The organism is Maritimibacter sp., from assembly GCF_016774595.1.
GTDB classification, from domain to species: domain Bacteria; phylum Pseudomonadota; class Alphaproteobacteria; order Rhodobacterales; family Rhodobacteraceae; genus Maritimibacter; species Maritimibacter alkaliphilus.
On the sequence record NZ_JACBWT010000002.1, the window covers coordinates 434,673 to 450,497 of the forward strand.

Annotated in this window: 13 protein-coding genes; 11 read left to right on the forward strand and 2 right to left on the reverse strand. The window is 65.4% G+C overall.

Annotated features, from left to right (window positions below):
- Positions 1-2 precede the first annotated feature (2 nt).
- The 3 genes from HOY44_RS13390 to HOY44_RS13400 are packed head-to-tail and all read left to right on the forward strand — an operon-like array spanning position 3 to position 3,364.
- Entirely contained in the window at positions 3-1,415 is a 1,413-nt protein-coding gene (locus tag HOY44_RS13390) for a TadA family conjugal transfer-associated ATPase (RefSeq protein WP_287435227.1), read from the forward strand.
- Positions 1,415-2,365, forward strand: coding sequence for a type II secretion system F family protein (locus HOY44_RS13395; protein WP_287435229.1), 951 nt, complete (start codon positions 1,415-1,417; stop codon positions 2,363-2,365). The genes HOY44_RS13390 and HOY44_RS13395 overlap by 1 nt, the downstream gene beginning before the upstream one ends.
- A 9-nt stretch (positions 2,366-2,374) precedes the next feature.
- Positions 2,375-3,364, forward strand: coding sequence for a type II secretion system F family protein (locus HOY44_RS13400; RefSeq protein ID WP_287435231.1), 990 nt, complete (start codon positions 2,375-2,377; stop codon positions 3,362-3,364).
- On the opposite strand, the gene HOY44_RS13405 is transcribed toward HOY44_RS13400, so the two are convergent.
- Positions 3,361-4,248 (reverse strand): LysR family transcriptional regulator, encoded by an 888-nt coding sequence (locus HOY44_RS13405; RefSeq protein WP_287435233.1) that lies wholly within the window; start codon positions 4,246-4,248, stop codon positions 3,361-3,363. The two genes, HOY44_RS13400 and HOY44_RS13405, sit on opposite strands and share 4 nt — an antisense overlap.
- Positions 4,249-4,349: 101 nt before the next feature.
- Here HOY44_RS13405 and HOY44_RS13410 point away from each other — a divergent pair, with 101 nt between their 5' ends.
- Complete coding sequence (locus HOY44_RS13410) at positions 4,350-5,543, forward strand: acyl-CoA dehydrogenase (protein WP_287435235.1); 1,194 nt, start codon at positions 4,350-4,352, stop codon at positions 5,541-5,543.
- Positions 5,543-6,691 (forward strand): CaiB/BaiF CoA transferase family protein, encoded by a 1,149-nt coding sequence (locus tag HOY44_RS13415; protein ID WP_287435237.1) that lies wholly within the window; start codon positions 5,543-5,545, stop codon positions 6,689-6,691. The genes HOY44_RS13410 and HOY44_RS13415 overlap by 1 nt, the downstream gene beginning before the upstream one ends.
- A gap of 241 nt (positions 6,692-6,932) precedes the next feature.
- Here the strand turns inward: HOY44_RS13415 and katG are convergent, their stop codons facing one another.
- Positions 6,933-9,125, reverse strand: coding sequence for a catalase/peroxidase HPI (gene katG / locus HOY44_RS13420; protein WP_287435239.1), 2,193 nt, complete (start codon positions 9,123-9,125; stop codon positions 6,933-6,935).
- Positions 9,126-9,336: 211 nt separating this feature from the next.
- Between katG and HOY44_RS13425 the strand changes: the two genes are divergently transcribed.
- The 6 genes from HOY44_RS13425 (at position 9,337) to phnE (HOY44_RS13450) (ending at position 15,824) form a co-directional block, all read left to right on the forward strand.
- Positions 9,337-10,248 (forward strand): LysR substrate-binding domain-containing protein, encoded by a 912-nt coding sequence (locus tag HOY44_RS13425; protein WP_008331015.1) that lies wholly within the window; start codon positions 9,337-9,339, stop codon positions 10,246-10,248.
- A 51-nt stretch (positions 10,249-10,299) separates the two neighbouring features.
- Positions 10,300-11,688: a phosphomannomutase gene (locus HOY44_RS13430; protein WP_287435241.1), complete on the forward strand. Its 1,389-nt coding sequence runs from the start codon at positions 10,300-10,302 to the stop codon at positions 11,686-11,688.
- Positions 11,689-11,781: 93 nt separating this feature from the next.
- Entirely contained in the window at positions 11,782-12,600 is an 819-nt protein-coding gene (gene phnC, locus HOY44_RS13435; protein ID WP_287435243.1) for a phosphonate ABC transporter ATP-binding protein, read from the forward strand.
- A 60-nt stretch (positions 12,601-12,660) separates the two neighbouring features.
- Positions 12,661-13,566, forward strand: coding sequence for a phosphonate ABC transporter substrate-binding protein (gene phnD, locus HOY44_RS13440; protein ID WP_287435245.1), 906 nt, complete (start codon positions 12,661-12,663; stop codon positions 13,564-13,566).
- Between the two features lie 60 nt (positions 13,567-13,626).
- Positions 13,627-14,478, forward strand: a complete 852-nt coding sequence (phnE, locus tag HOY44_RS13445) for a phosphonate ABC transporter, permease protein PhnE (RefSeq protein WP_287435247.1) — start codon at positions 13,627-13,629, stop codon at positions 14,476-14,478.
- Positions 14,478-15,824 (forward strand): phosphonate ABC transporter, permease protein PhnE, encoded by a 1,347-nt coding sequence (gene phnE / locus HOY44_RS13450; RefSeq protein ID WP_287435249.1) that lies wholly within the window; start codon positions 14,478-14,480, stop codon positions 15,822-15,824. Before phnE (HOY44_RS13445) ends, phnE (HOY44_RS13450) begins: the two co-directional genes overlap by 1 nt.
- The last annotated feature ends 1 nt before the right edge of the window (position 15,825 follow it).

Sequence of the window (15,825 nt, forward strand, 5' to 3'; positions counted from 1 at the left end):
GCATGCCGATTTTCAATGATTTCCGCGGTGGACGCGACGCGCGCAAACCGGTGCCCGTTGCCGCCGGGGTGCTTCCAACCGACACCCAGAACGTCGTGCCGATGCCTGCGCCCGCCCCGGTCACGCACAGCTCGCAAGGCGAGACGAGCGCGTGGTTCGACCTCAAGCACCGTCTGCACGAGATCATCCTCGAAGAGGTGAACCTCGCCCTGATCGAAGAGGCCGACCTCAAGGAACTGCGCCGCGCGATTTCGGCGCTGGTCGTCACGCATCTGAACGACAACCGCATCCAGATGGGATCGGACAGCTTCAAGCGTCTGGTGGGCGAACTGATCGACGAGGTGATGGGGCTCGGCCCGCTCGAACCGCTGCTTGCGGATGACAGCGTTTCGGACATCCTCGTCAACGGCCATCGCAACGTCTTCGTCGAACGCGGCGGCCTGCTGGAACGCGCGCCGACGACGTTTCGCGATGAAAAGCACCTGCTCAGGATCATCGACAAGATCGTCAGCCGCGTGGGTCGCCGGATCGACGAAAGCCAGCCCTGGGTCGATGCGCGCCTGCCGGACGGAAGCCGCGTGAACGCGATCATCCGGCCCTGCGCCATCGACGGCCCGTCGCTTTCGATCCGCAAGTTCTCGGCCGACAAACTGACGATGGAAAAGCTGGTGAGCCAAGGCGCGTTGAGCCGGAACGCCGCCGCGTTCCTCCATGCAGCCGTCGGTGCGCGTATGAACGTGCTGATTTCCGGCGGCAACGGGTCGGGCAAGACGACGATGCTGAATGCGCTGTCGTCCTTCATCGACCGCCGCCAGCGGATCGTGACGATCGAGGACGCCGCCGAGCTTCAGCTTCAGCAGGAACACGTGGTGCGGCTTGAAACCCGCCCCGCGAACGTCGAGGGCGCGGGCGAGGTGAGCCAACGGCTTCTCGTCAAGAACGCGCTCAGGATGCGGCCCGACCGGATCGTGATCGGCGAGGTGCGGGGACCGGAGGCTTTCGACATGCTTCAGGCGATGAACACCGGCCATGACGGGTCGATGACCACGATCCACGCCAACACCGCCCGCGATGCGATTTCGCGGCTCGAACAGATGGTGGTGATGATCGGAAACGACTTTCCGCTGTCCGCCGTGCGCGCGCAGGTGGCCGCAGGCATCAACATCGTGGTGCAGCTCAACCGCCTGTCGGACGGCACGCGCCGCGTCATGGCGATCTCCGAGGTTTACGGGATCGAGGGCGATACGATCCTGATGCAGGATATCTTCGCCTACCGCCGTGCGGGGCGCGATGCGGAGGGCAACGTGATCGGACGCTTCGGTCCGACCGGCGTGCGCCCCCGCGCGGTCGAGGCGATCGAGGCGGCTGGTTATCCGCTGCCCACGGGGATCTTTACCGCTGCGGAGCCGGTGTGATGGCGGGCCTGTCCAGCACCGCTTTGTTGATCGGCCTTGCCGTTCTGGCGCTCTGCCTGATCGGGGCCGCCGTCTGGTCGATGCGCCGCCCGGCGGACGACAGCGTTCGGCTCGATCGGATGCGCCGGATGCAGGCGGGTGGGGACGCGGGAACGGGCGACCGGCTGCGCAAACTGGTGGAGCGCACCGCGCTAGACGGTCTGCCGATCCTCGGAACCATTCCGGTGCGTATGCGGCGTGCCGGCATGACCCTGTCGCCCAACGTGCTGGTGCTGGGGTCGGCGCTTGTCACCTCGGTCCTGTTCCTCGTGCTTCAGGGGGTGATCGGAGCGGGCCTTGCCCTTGTGGTGGCGGTGGGGGTCGGTGTTCTCGTCCCGACGCTCGTCATCTCGACCGCAGCCCGCAAACGGGCCGACGCGCTGACCCGGCAACTGCCCGACGCGCTCGACCTCATGAAACGGGGGCTCTCCGTCGGCCACCCGCTGAACGTCACGATCCGCAACGTCGCCACCACTTTGCCCGACCCCATCGCGGCGGAGTTCCGCATTCTCGCCGATCAGGTGGCCTATGGCGACAGCCTGACCGACGCGGTCGACGATCTGGCGCGTCGTATCGACATCGAGGATTTTCACTACCTGTCCGCCGCCGTTCAGATCCAGCACGCGACCGGGGGCAATCTCGGCGCGATGCTCGAAACCCTTGCGCGGGTGATACGGGGTCGCTTCGCCATGCGTCGCCGGGTCTCGGCCGTCAGTTCGGAAGGGCGCATCACCGCCATTATCCTCTCCGCGATGCCGGTGCTCATGTATGTGGGCACCTCGCTGACCGCGCCGGAATACTACGCTTCGGTCAAGGACGATCCGGCGTTCTGGCCGATGTGCGGCGCGATCCTCGCGCTGGTTCTGGGCAATGCGCTGATGCTCAGAAAACTCGTTTCGTTTCGTGTGTGAGGCTTCGCGATGCTTGGTGATACGTTTTCCGATCTGACTTCGCTTCTGAATTCGCCCGGTCTGCTCATGGCGATGGTCGCGGTGTCGGTCGTTTTCATCGGCCTCGCGCTCTGGACCGCGATCGCGATGCGCGACCCGGCGGCCGAACGGATGCGTGCGGCGTCCGCCGCCTATGGGCGCGCGGCGAAGCGTGACCTGCTCAAGACACCCGACGCGCTGCCCGAGGGGATGCTCAAGGCGCTGATCCCCGAGGAGCGGGCCGAACGGACCCAGATTCGCGATCAATTGCGGCGGGCCGGGTTCGGCGGGCCGAATGCGCTGCGCAACTTCTTCGTGCTGCGCCTGATCCTCGCGACCGCCGCGCCGGTCATCGCACTGGCGTTGGCGGCCCTGAACATGAGCGTCGGGTTGCCCTGGTTCCTAGACAAACTCGTCGGCGGCTTCACCTTCATTTCCGCCTCGCGCCTCGTCGCGATCTGCACCGCCATCGGGTTCTGGTCGCCGACGATCTGGCTCAAGCGCAAGATCAGGGCGCGACAGGCCGAGATCGAGGCGGGGTTTCCCAACGCGCTCGACCTGCTGCAAATCTCGACCGAGGCGGGCATGGGGTTCGATGCGGCGATGACGCGCGTTGGTCAGAGCCTTGCTACCGTCAGCCCGGCCATTTCCGAAGAGTTCCTGCTGTGTCAGGCCGAAATCCTCGCCAGCCGCGACCGGCGGCAGGCGCTGGCCGATATGGCCGAGCGGATGGGCGTGGCCGAGGTTTCGGCCTTCGCGCAGGTGGTCAGTCAGTCGATGGAATACGGCACGTCCATCGCCAAGGCGCTGAACGCCTATGCCGCCGAAATGCGCGAGATGCGCGAGATGAAGGCGATCGAAAAGGCCAACCGCCTGCCGGTGCAGATGTCCGGGGTCATGTCGGTGATGATGCTGCCCGCGCTGTTCCTCATCACACTGGGGCCGACCGTGATCCGCTACCTTTCGGTCTTCGGAGACTAGGGCGCGGGCTGCCCGACCAACCAGTCGCGAAACGCGACCAGCGGTGGATAGGCATCGCGCGGTTCCGGCCAGGCGAGCCAGTACGACCCGCGCCCCGGCACCGCCGGAGTGAACAGCGGCTCCAGCCGCCCCTCGGACCGTTCGGTGGCCGCGAGGTAGGCGGGCAGGATCGCGACGCCAAGCCCCGCGATGGCCGCCTGCGTCATCATCGAGAAATGGTCGAACAGCATCCCGTCGGCGCGCGGCGGCGGCGCGTCATGCGCGGCGAACCAGTCGGCCCAAGCGAGGGGCCGGGTTTCCAGTTGCAGGAGCGGCAGGCGGGCGAGGTCGGCGGGCGCGGTGACGTCGGCCCCGGCGATGAGGTCGGGCGCGGCGCAGGCGGTGTAATGCTCGCCGAAAAGGCGCAGGTGATGCGCGCCGGGCCAGTCGTCGTCGCCGAAGTAGATCACCGCATCCACCGGCTCGGTCTCGAACGAAAAGCGGCGCAGGCGGGTGGTCAGGCTCAGGTTGATCCCCGGATTGGTGTCGAGGAACGACTTGAGCCGCGGGCCGAGCCATTGCGCGTTGAGCGTCGGCAGCGTGGCGACGGACAGGGAGCCGCCTTCGGGGTTCGCCACCACCTTCATGCTCGCCCGCTGAATGAGGTCGAGCGCCCGCCCCACGTCCCCGGCCAGATCGAGCGCGGCGGGGGTCGGCACCAGCCGCTTCTTGTGCCGCACGAACAGATCGCGCCCCAACTGCTCTTCCAATGTTCTGATCAGGCGGCTTACGGTGCTCTGGGTGAGGTCCAGTTCGCGCGCCGCAGCCGTCACCGACCCGGTGGCGATCACGGCGTCGAAGGCGGCCAGCACTGAGATCGACGGGAGGAAACGACGGTTGCGCATGGCGCCTCATGTATAAAGTGCATCAACTCTTGGGAAAATGCCGATGTTCAGGCGGGTTTTCAACGATTATGCACATGGAAACGACGGATTAGGAGGATCAGATGGCCGACGCGAAAGGACAGAGTTTCAAGTGGGAAGACCCGTTCCTGCTGGACGATCAGCTCGAAGAAGACGAGCGCATGATCCGCGACACGGCGGCCGCCTTCGCGGCCGACAAGCTCGCCCCCCGCGTGAAGGACGCCTATCTCAATGAAACGACGGACCCGGCGATCTTCGCCGAGATGGGGGCCGCCGGGCTGCTTGGCGTCACCGTGTCCGACGCCTACGGCGGGGTCGGCGCGGGCTACGTGTCTTACGGCCTCGTCGCGCGTGAAGTGGAGCGGATCGACAGCGGTTACCGCTCGATGATGTCGGTGCAGTCGTCGCTGGTGATGTATCCGATCGAAGCCTATGGGTCCGAGGCGCAGAAGCAGAAATACCTGCCCAAACTGGCGTCCGGTGAATGGATCGGCTGTTTCGGCCTGACCGAACCCGATGCAGGCTCGGACCCGGCGGGCATGAAGACGCGCGCGAAAAAGACAGACGGCGGCTATGTGTTGAACGGGTCCAAAATGTGGATCTCGAACTCCCCGATTGCGGACGTGTTCGTGGTCTGGGCCAAGTCCGAGGCGCATGACGGCAAGGTGCGCGGTTTCGTGCTGGAGAAGGGCATGAAGGGGCTGTCGGCGCCCAAGATCGAAGGCAAGCTATCCTTGCGCGCGTCCATCACCGGCGAGATCGTCATGGAAGATGTCGAAGTGGGCGAGGATGCGCTGCTGCCCAACGTGTCGGGCATGTCCGGGCCGTTCGGTTGCCTGAACCGCGCACGTTACGGCATCTCCTGGGGCGCGATGGGGGCTGCCGAGGATTGCTGGTTCCGGGCGCATACCTACGGTATGGAGCGCAAGCAGTTCGACCGGCCGCTTGCCGCGACGCAGCTTTACCAGAAGAAGCTCGCCGACATGCAGACCGAGATTGCGCTGGGCCTGCAAGGCGCGCTGCGCGTCGGGCGGCTGATGGACGCGGGCAAGTTCGCGCCCGAGATGATCTCCATCGTCAAGCGCAACAACTGCGGCAAGGCTTTGGATATCGCCCGGCAAGCCCGCGACATGCATGGCGGCAACGGCATCTCGTCGGAATACCACGTGATGCGCCATGCCCAGAACCTCGAGACAGTGAACACCTACGAGGGCACGCATGATGTTCACGCGCTCATTCTGGGTCGTGCGCAGACGGGCCTTCAGGCGTTCTTCTGATGACCGCACCGTATGCGGGGCTGAAGGTCGTCGAACTGGCGCGGGTGCTGGCCGGTCCGTGGATTGGCCAGACGCTTGCCGATCTGGGGGCCGAGGTCATCAAGGTCGAAAGCCCCGACGGCGACGACACCCGCAAATGGGGGCCGCCCTTCATCGAACGGCCCCTGCCGGATGGCGGGACCGAGCGGGTGGCGGCTTATTTCCACTCCGCGAACCGGGGCAAAACCTCGGTCGTCTGCGATTTTCGCGACGCAGAAGATCTGGCGCGGCTGAAGGCGTTGATCGCGGAAGCCGACGTTCTGATCGAGAACTTCAAGGTCGGGGGCCTTGCGAAATACGGGCTGGATTACGCAAGCTGCGCCGCGCTGAACCCCCGGCTGGTCTATGCCTCGGTGTCGGGTTTCGGTCAGGACGGGCCGCGCGCGCATCAGCCGGGCTATGACTTCATGGCGCAAGGTCTGACCGGGATCATGGACCTGACGGGCGATCCCGACGGCGAGCCGCAGAAGATCGGGGTGGCGTGGATCGACATCCTGACCGGCCTGCACGGCGTGATCGGGGTGCAAGCGGCTTTGGCGGCGCGGGAGCGGACCGGGCGCGGGCAGCAGGTCGACGTGTCATTGATGGAGACGGGGGTCGGCGTGCTGGCCAATCAGGCGATGAACTACCTCGTGTCCGGTGCGGCGCCCACGCGGATGGGAAATGCCCATCCGAATTTGGTGCCCTATCAGGTGTTCCCGGTGGCCGATGGCCACGTCATCATCGCGACGGGGAACGACCGTCAGTTCCGGGCCTTGTGCGCGGCACTTGGGCTCGATCGGTTCCTGACCGACGAGCGGTTCGCCAACAACGCAGGCCGGGTGGCGCATCGCGGCGAGCTTTGCGACGCGATTGCCGCCGAGACGGCGGAGGTCGAGAAGGCGGCTTTGATCGAGCGGCTGACGGCCTTGGGCATTCCGGTGGGGCCGATCAACACGGTGGCCGAGGCGATCGACGATCCGCAGATGGCGGCGCGTGGGATGGTGATCCGGCCCGAGGGGATACCGGGTATTCGCACACCCATCCGGTTGTCCGACGCCGAGACGGTGTCCGGGCGCGCCTCGCCGGGTCTGGGGCAAGGGAAGTGGGCGTTTGGGGAACGGTCCTGACGCGGTGCTCCGGGTGCTGCGAAACGCGTGGCGTTAACGAATTGAGCGGTTCTGTGAGTTCAGGATATTGTAAAATAATGATATTTACGGAACCAGGATACTAGAATCCTAGTATTCCGGTATCCTGTTGGCTCGAACTCCAAGCGCACCCGCGATCCTTTCCAGCCAAGCCCGAGCCGAACCCCCAGACAAGAAAAGGGCGGCCCCCGAAAGGCCGCCCCCGAAAGTCGCTATGGTCAGGTCACTTCACGTCGAAGCGATCCGCGTCCATCACCTTGACCCAGGCCTTCACGAAGTCCGCCGCGAATTTCTCTTTCGCGTCCGACTGGCCGTAAACTTCGGCGATTGCACGCAGCTGCGAGTTCGAGCCGAACACCAGATCGCAGCGCGTCCCGGTCCACTTCGCTTCGCCCGTCTTGCGATCCCGCGCCTCGAATGTCGTTTCGGCGTCGTCCATGGCCGACCACTTGCACCCCATGTCGAGGAGATTGACGAAGAAGTCGTTGGTCAGCGTCTCCGGTTTGTCGGTCAGCACGCCATGCGCCGATCCGCCGTGGTTCGCGCCCAGCACCCGCAGGCCGCCCACGAGCACCGTCATTTCGGGTGCGGTCAGGGTCAGAAGCTGGGCCTTGTCGACCATCATCGCCTCGGCCGGCACCGCGAATTCGACCTGCTGGTAGTTGCGGAAACCATCGGCGAGGGGTTCGAGCGGCTCGAAGTTCTCGACATCCGTCTGCTCTTCCGAGGCATCCATCCGGCCCGGCGTGAAGGGCACCGAGATGTCCAGACCGGCATCCTTGGCCGCCTTCTCGATCCCTGCCGAACCGCCGAGCACGATCAGGTCGGCGAGCGAGATTTTCTTGCCGCCCGAGGCCGCGCCGTTGAAGTCGGCCATGATGCCTTCATAGACACCCAGCACGCGGGCCAGTTCTGCCGGTTCGTTCGCGTCCCAGTCCTTCTGCGGGGCAAGACGGATGCGGCCGCCGTTGGCCCCGCCACGCTTGTCGGACCCCCGGAAGGTCGAGGCCGAGGCCCAGGCGGTTTTCACCATGTCCGACACGGACAGGCCCGACGACAGGATCTTGGCTTTCAGGGCGTCGATGTCCGCGCTGTCGACCAGCGGGTGATCGCACGCCGGGATCGGGTCTTGCCAGATCAGATCCTCGGCCGGGACTTCCTCGCCCAGATAGCGCGTCTTCGGCCCCATGTCGCGGTGGGTCAGCTTGAACCACGCGCGGGCGAAGGCGTCCGCGAACTGGTCGGGGTTTTCATAGAACCGACGCGAGATCTTCTCGTATTCCGGGTCCATGCGCAGCGACAGGTCGGTCACCAGCATCGTCGGCTTGTGCTTCTTGTTCGGGTCGAACGGGTCGGGGATGATCTCCGGCGCGTCCTTGGCCACGAATTGCTTGGCGCCCGCCGGGCTTTCGGTCAGCTCGTATTCGTACTCGAACAGGTTCTCGAAGAAGTTGTTCGACCACTGCGTCGGAGTTTTGGTCCAGGTGACTTCCGGGCCACCCGTGATCGCATCGGCACCCATGCCGCTGCCGTGGGTCGAGGTCCAGCCGAAGCCCTGCTCGGCCAGCCCCGCGCCCTCGGGCTCGGCGCCCACGAGGGCGGCGTCGCCCGCGCCGTGGGTCTTGCCGAAGGTGTGGCCGCCCGCGATCAGTGCGACGGTTTCCTCGTCGTTCATCGCCATGCGGGCGAAGGTCACGCGGATGTCGTGTGCGGCTTTCACCGGGTCCGGCTCGCCCTCGGGCCCTTCGGGGTTCACGTAGATCAGGCCCATGTGCGTGGCACCCAGCGGGTTGTCGAGGTCACGCTCGCCGTGGAAGCGCTGGTCCGTGCCGAGCCATTCTTCTTCGGCGCCCCAGTTCACGTCCTCTTCCGGTTCCCACGTATCCGCGCGGCCACCGGCGAAACCAAAGGTCTTGAAGCCCATCGATTCCAGCGCGACGTTCCCCGCCAGAACCATCAGGTCGGCCCAGGAAATCGCGTTGCCGTATTTCTGTTTGATCGGCCACATCAGGCGACGAGCCTTGTCGAGGTTGGCGTTGTCCGGCCACGAATTCAGCGGCGCGAACCGCTGCTGCCCGGTGCCCGCGCCGCCGCGACCGTCACCGATCCGGTAGGTGCCGGCAGCGTGCCATGCCATGCGAACCATCAGGCCGCCGTAGTGGCCGAAATCGGCGGGCCACCAGTCCTGACTGTCGGTCATCAGCGCGGTGAGGTCCGCTTTCAGCGCCTTGAGGTCGAGCTTGGAGAACGCCTCGGCATAGTCGAAATCCTCGCCCATCGGGTCGGACAGGTCCGAATTCTGGTGCAGGATCTTGAGGTTCAGCTGGTTGGGCCACCAGTTGCGGTTCGTGCGGGTCCCTTGCGTGACCGCTGCGCCACCGGCGAAGGGGCATTTCGATGCAGCATTGCCGTCCATGAGGTACTCTCCCTTTTGAGTCAGTCTGTTATGCGCTCTCGAAGGACAGGGCATACGACCGCTTTTGCGGGGCCAACGGTCAGGTCGACCCCGCCAAAGTCCTTGATCCGACCTTGGCGGCGCATGGAATGTCCTCCTCCTAGAATCAATCTAACATTCGCGTTCGATATCTAAAAGTTGCGTTTTCTGATGGTTGTCATAATTAAGGGTTATGGCAAACCTGACGATCAAGCAGCTCCGCTATTTCGACGCCCTCGCGCAACACGGCCACTTCGGGCGTGCCGCCGATGCCTGCGCCATCTCGCAGCCGGCCCTTTCGATGCGGATCAAGGAGCTCGAAGAAGAACTCGGGACACCTCTGGTCGAACGTGGGCCGCGCCAGTTGCGGCTGACCCCGTTCGGCGAAGATTTCGTGGCGAAAGCGCGGGAGGTGCTGCGCGGTGTGGATGAACTGGGCGATCTGGCGCGCGCGGCGAAGGGGCGGCTCGCCGGGCGGCTCAGGATCGGGGTGATCCCGACCATCGCACCCTATCTGCTGCCCGCCATCATCGGTCGGCTGTCGTTGGAGCACGACGACCTCGACATTCATGTGCGGGAGTCGCTGACGTCGAAGCTTATCACCGAGTTGCACGAGGGGCGGCTGGACACGGCCATTCTCGCGCTTCCCATATCGGAACCCGCGTTCACCGAAGTCGCGCTATTCGAAGAGGACTTCGTGCTCGTGCGTCCACCCGAAGATGCCGACAAACCCGTTCCCGACCGTGAGGGCCTGCGCGAGATGCGGCTGCTCCTTCTGGAAGAGGGGCATTGCTTTCGCGATCAGGCGCTGTCGTTCTGCAACATCCAGTCCGCTTTGCCGCGCGAGACGCTGGACGGGTCGTCGCTTTCGACGCTGGTGCAGATGGTCGGGTCGGGCATCGGTGTCACGCTCATCCCCGAAATGGCCGTCCCGGTCGAGACGCGGGCGACGGACGTCTCGGTCGCCCGGTTTCCCGAACCGCAGCCGACGCGCACGATCGGGATGATCTGGCGTCGGACAAGTCCGCTGGCGGGCCAGTTGCGCGAGGTGGCCGAGGTCGTTCGCGCCGCCGCGATGGCGGGCCGCCCCGCGAATGCGGCTTGACCCACGGGCACCGGGCCGGGACAAACGGGAAAACAGGCGAAGGGCAGGGACATGGCACCGAAATTCGGAACGAGCGGGCTGAGGGGCCTCGTCACGGAACTGACGCCGGAACTGGTCGCGGATTACACTCGCGCGTTCCTCGCCGCCTGTCCGCATAACGGCACGATCTGTCTGGGATGGGATCTGCGGCCTTCGTCCCCCGACATCGCGGATGCCGTGGCCGATGGGGCGTTGGGCGAGGGAGTGAACGTGGTTCGCCTTGGCCCGGTGCCGACACCCGCACTGGCGCTGGTGTCGATGGCCGGGCAGGCGGGGGCCGTGATGGTGACGGGCAGTCACATTCCGGCGGACCGCAACGGGCTGAAATTCTATCTGCCGACGGGTGAGATTTCGAAGGACGACGAAGGGCGCATCACAGCGGCCCTCGGGCGCGCCCCGCGTGGCGGCCATGCCGAGGAAGAGCCGCGCTACGACGCGCCGGACCTTTACGTTGCGCGGTATGTGCGGGCCTTCGGGGCCGATGCGCTGGCAGGCATGAAAATCGGGGTCTACGAACATTCCTCGGTGGCGCGTGACGCGATGATCCGTGTCATGGCCGAACTGGGGGCCGAGGTCGTGCCGCTCGCCCGTTCGGACACCTTCATTCCGGTCGACACCGAAGCGGTGGACGCCGAGACGCGCGAAATGTTCGCGGGCTGGTGCGCTGAACACGGCCTGTCGGCGCTGGTGTCCACCGATGGCGATGCCGACCGCCCGATGGTGACGGACGAGACGGGGCGGATCGTGCCGGGCGACGTGCTTGGCCCGCTCACGGCGCAGGTGCTGGGCGCGCAGGTGATCTGCACGCCAGTCTCATCGAATACCATGGTGTCCGAACTGGGCTTCGACCGGGTGGACCTGACGCGCATCGGATCGCCCTTCGTGATCGCGGCGATGGAGGCGGCTCTGGACGCCGACCCCGCCGCCAAGGTCGCCGGGTACGAGGCGAACGGAGGCTTCCTGCTCGGGTTCGAGGCGCAGGGGCCAGCGGGCACGCTTGCCCCGCTCATGACCCGCGACAGCCTGTTGCCGATGATCGCGCCGCTCGCGCGGGCAAAGGCCGAGGGGCTGGACCTGTCAGGCCTCGCCTCGACCCTTCCACCGCGGTTCACCGCCGCCGACCGCCTGCAAGGCGTCGAGCCAGAGGAGGCGCGGGCGTTCATCGCGGGGCTCGAGGGCGACCGGGCCGCGCGCGCGGCGTTCTTTGGTGAGGGCCTCACCGAGACCGCGACCGACACCACGGACGGGCTGCGCGTGAGCTTTGCCGAGGGGGCCGTGGTGCATCTGCGCCCCTCCGGCAATGCGCCCGAATTCAGGTGCTATGCCGAGGCGAGCGATCCCGAAACCGCCGCGACTTTGGTCACCCTGCACATAGAAAAGCTGCGCCGCGCCCTGACCTGAGCCAATCGGGCGGCGTTACAAAAGCTTTACGCCAGCGACACATTCCGGTGACGGACTCGCCCCATACGGACCCCCGTGACAGACGGGGGCTCCATGCTGGTTGTCGAAAACCTGACCAAACGCTTTGGCCGCAACACGGCGGTCGATTCCATGAATTTCAGCGTCGATCGGCCCATGATGCTGGGCATCATCGGGCGCTCGGGGGCGGGCAAGTCCACGTTCCTGCGGATGATGAACCGGATGACGGACGCGACCCAAGGCAGCCTGACCTTCGACGGTCGCGACGTGCTGACCCTGCGCGGCCGCGACCGCCGCAATTGGCAGGCCGACTGCGCGATGATTTTTCAGCAGTTCAACCTCGTCCCGCGCATGGACGTGGTGTCGAACGTGCTGCACGGCACGCTCAATCGCCGCTCGACCTTCGCCACGATGTTCAACCTGTTCCCGCGTGAGGACATCCATCACGCCATCGACATTCTCGAACGCATGGGCATTGCCGAACATGCCGCCAAACGCGCCGAGGCGCTGTCGGGCGGGCAACAACAGCGGGTCGCCATTGCGCGGGCGCTGATGCAGGACCCCAAGGTGATCCTAGCGGACGAACCCATCGCCTCGCTCGACCCGATGAACGCTCAGATCGTGATGGAGACGCTCCGGCGCATTCACGAAGAAGACGGGCGGATGGTCATCGCCAACCTCCACACGCTCGACACCGCGCGGCGCTATTGCGACCGGGTGATCGGGATGCGTGACGGGCGGATCGTGTTCGACGGCACGCCCGCGCAACTGACCACCGGCGTGGCCCGCGACATCTACGGCGCGGACGACAGCTTTTCCGAAGACGCCACCTCGACCGAAATCCGCGACCCTGCGCGCCCGGCGCTCACCGCCCGCGCCACCGCGACCGCCTGACGACCCTTTCATCGACCGGGGCAGGACGCCCCACAATCAACCTGAAACGGAGAGAGACAGATGAAACGCATCCTCGTAGCTGCCCTTGCCACCACCGCGCTGGTGCCCCCGGCCATGGCCCAAGGCATCGAAGAGTTCAACATCGGTATTCTGGGCGGGGAAAACGCTCAGGACCGCCTGAACAACCACGAGTGCCTTAAGACTTATGCTGAAGACGCGCTGGGCGTTCCGGTCAAGCTGTTCGCCCCCGCCGACTACAACGGCGTGATCCAGGGCCTGCTCGGCGGCACGATCCACATGGCGTGGCTGGGCGCGTCCGCCTATGCCGCCACCTACCTGCAAGACCCCGAAGCGGTCGAGCCGGTGCTGGTCAAGATCAACCTCGACGGCTCCTACGGCTACCATTCCATCGGCTTCGCCCGCGTGGACAGCGGCATCACCTCGCTTGAGGACATGCAGCAAAAGGTGTTCGGTTTCGGTGACCCGAACTCGACCTCCGGCTACCTGATCCCGTCCATCGAAATCCCAATGGCAGGCGACGCGATCACGATGGAGCCGGGCGCGTATTTCGGCGACGTCGTGTTCACCGGCGGGCATGAGCAGACCATCGTCGCGGTCAACAACGGCGACATCGACGGTGGCGTGACCTGGGCCGACGGTCAGGGCGAATGGGCCGACGGCTACAACTCCGGCGCGCTGCGCAAAGCGGTGGACGCGGGCCTCGTCGACATGAACGACCTTGTGGAAATCTGGCGCTCCAAGCCGATCCCCGAAGGCCCGATCGTGCTCGCCTCGGCGCTGCCGCAGGACGTGAAGGACAAGATGACCGCGCTGGTCGACGGCATGTACGACGCCGACCCCGAGTGCACCTACAACATCTCGGCCGGTGAATCGCTGGGCTTCGACCCGATCACCCATGACGCCTATCTCTCGATCATCGAGGCCCGCAAGGCCAAGAGCGAGTAAACCAGACCACCATCGACCCCGCCGCACCCCGGCGGGGTCTTTGTATTCGAAAGGCCCGCCATGACCGACATCCCCTTCGATGCACGCGCGCACTACGTCGAGATGACCCGGCGCAAACGGATGTATGGCGGCATCATGCTGGCCGTTTTCGTGGCGCTCATGGTGTCCGGCTTCATGCTGGCCGATGCCCGGAACGCGGGCGGGTTCTGGGCCGGGCTGCCGAATATCTTCGGCTTTCCTGCCGATGTGATCGCGGACACGGCCCCCAAGGTGGACCAGTTGCCCGGCCACCTCGTGACATACTTCCCGGCGCTCATCGAAACGCTCAACATCGCGGCGGCTTCGACCATCATCGGTGCGGCGCTGGGGTTCATCCTGTCGCTCCTGTCCACGCGCGGCATGGCCCGCTGGCCGCGTCTGATCCCGGGGTTTCGCCGGATCATGGACGTGATGCGTGCGGTGCCTGAAATCGTCATCGCGCTGATCCTGATCTTCGTGCTGGGTGGCGGCCCGGTGCCCGCGATGATCGCCATCGCGTTCCACACCTCCGGCGCGTTGGGCAAGCTGTTCTCGGAAGTAAACGAGAACGCCGACCTCAAACCTATCGAGGGGCTGGCGTCGGTCGGCGCGACATGGGGTCAGCGCATGTGGCTGGGCGTCGTGCCGCAGGTCGCGCCTAACTATTTCAGCTACGCGCTGCTTCGGTTCGAGATCAACATCCGCGCCTCGGCCATCCTCGGTTTCGTGGGCGCGGGCGGCATCGGGTACGAGCTCAAGAACGCGATGTCATGGGGGCAGGGCCGGTTCGACGAGGCGGCGGCGATCTTCATCCTGCTGTTCCTGACCATCGTCGTGTTCGATCAGATTTCCAGCCACGTCCGCAACCGGCTGGCACATGAGGGGGCGCACTGATGACCGATGCGACCGCATATGCACAGGCGGACCGCCTGTTCGGGCGCAAGAGGCTCTTTTCGTGGGGGCTGCCGGCGGTTGTCCTGACCTATCTGGTCTACGTCGCCTTCGCGTTCCATATCCTGACGCCCGACATGTTCGGCATCCCTTCGAACATCCCCGACCGCGACCGGCTCAAGTTCGACGTCGCGAACGGGCGCACGCTTGTCGCGGATATGGTGAGCTACAAGACCCACGTGACCCGTGACAACCGCTCCGGCGACCTCAGCGTCGCCATCGAGGGCGAGCGCAAGGGGGCCTACCCGGACGGCATCGTGCCGGGCTGGGTGAACGCGCAGGGCGAGACCACGGTGATCGACCTTGGCGCCGGGCATGTCGTCACCTTCTTGCCGGGTAACGCGATGACCTTCGAGGTGCCCGGATACGGCACCGTTCGCGGCCAGATCGAAGGGCGCGCGGTCGTCACCAACATCCCCGAAGACGACGTGCCGGACTGGATCAACCTGTCCAGCACGCGCATGGCGATCACGACGGACGAGGGGCGGCTTTCGCTGACACGGAACAAGACCGAGGTGTTCAACTATTTTCCGGGATGGGAGCTCTTTTGGTTCACGCTCGACAGCCCCTATTCCGGCCACGGGGTCTTCGACATTCTATTTGGTGACCAGATCGACCCGGCGCGCACGAATGTCGCGGGCGCGTGGCATGATTTCTGGGAAAACCCGATGTGGCGGCATGTGGACGTGGCCTGGGCGCTGTTTGAAACCGTGCTTATGGCCTTTCTCGGCACCTTCGGCGCGGCCATCGTCGCGCTCCCCGTCGCGTTCCTCGCCGCCAAGAACTTCTCGCCGCTCATGCCCGTGCGTTTCGCGCTGCGCCGCGTCTTCGACTTCCTGCGCGGGGTGGACGCGCTGATCTGGACGATCCTGCTCAGCCGCGCCTTCGGCCCCGGCCCGATGACCGGCGCACTCGCGATCCTGTTCACCGACACCGGCAGCTTCGGCAAGATGTTCTCGGAGGCGCTGGAGAACGTGGATCAGAAACAGATCGACGGCGTGGCGTCGACCGGGGCCACGACCGTGCAGCGCTACCGCTTCGGGGTCATCCCGCAGGTGACGCCCGTGCTGTTGTCGCAGGTGCTCTATTTCCTCGAGTCGAACACCCGATCCGCCACCATCATCGGCGCGATCACGGGCGGTGGGATCGGGCTATTGCTCACGCAGGCCATGATTACCCAGAAGGACTGGGAAGAGGTCACCTATTATATCATCCTGATCGTGATCGTCGTGATGCTGATGGACAGCTTGTCCGGTTGGCTCCGACGGAAACTGATCAAGGGAGAGTGAC

What these genes read in the sequence shown, in the direction of transcription:
- HOY44_RS13430 (WP_287435241.1), top strand. Translation starts at nt 10,300, where the DNA reads ATGGCACCGAAATTCGGAACGAGCGGGCTGAGGGGCCTCGTCACGGAA.
- phnE (WP_287435249.1), top strand. Translation starts at nt 14,478, where the DNA reads ATGACCGATGCGACCGCATATGCACAGGCGGACCGCCTGTTCGGGCGC.
- HOY44_RS13410 (WP_287435235.1), top strand. Translation starts at nt 4,350, where the DNA reads ATGGCCGACGCGAAAGGACAGAGTTTCAAGTGGGAAGACCCGTTCCTG.
- phnE (WP_287435247.1), top strand. Translation starts at nt 13,627, where the DNA reads ATGACCGACATCCCCTTCGATGCACGCGCGCACTACGTCGAGATGACC.
- HOY44_RS13415 (WP_287435237.1), top strand. Translation starts at nt 5,543, where the DNA reads ATGACCGCACCGTATGCGGGGCTGAAGGTCGTCGAACTGGCGCGGGTG.
- phnD (WP_287435245.1), top strand. Translation starts at nt 12,661, where the DNA reads ATGAAACGCATCCTCGTAGCTGCCCTTGCCACCACCGCGCTGGTGCCC.
- HOY44_RS13395 (WP_287435229.1), top strand. Translation starts at nt 1,415, where the DNA reads ATGGCGGGCCTGTCCAGCACCGCTTTGTTGATCGGCCTTGCCGTTCTG.
- katG (WP_287435239.1), bottom strand. Translation starts at nt 9,125, where the DNA reads ATGGACGGCAATGCTGCATCGAAATGCCCCTTCGCCGGTGGCGCAGCG.
- HOY44_RS13405 (WP_287435233.1), bottom strand. Translation starts at nt 4,248, where the DNA reads ATGCGCAACCGTCGTTTCCTCCCGTCGATCTCAGTGCTGGCCGCCTTC.
- HOY44_RS13425 (WP_008331015.1), top strand. Translation starts at nt 9,337, where the DNA reads ATGGCAAACCTGACGATCAAGCAGCTCCGCTATTTCGACGCCCTCGCG.
- phnC (WP_287435243.1), top strand. Translation starts at nt 11,782, where the DNA reads ATGCTGGTTGTCGAAAACCTGACCAAACGCTTTGGCCGCAACACGGCG.
- HOY44_RS13390 (WP_287435227.1), top strand. Translation starts at nt 3, where the DNA reads ATGCCGATTTTCAATGATTTCCGCGGTGGACGCGACGCGCGCAAACCG.
- HOY44_RS13400 (WP_287435231.1), top strand. Translation starts at nt 2,375, where the DNA reads ATGCTTGGTGATACGTTTTCCGATCTGACTTCGCTTCTGAATTCGCCC.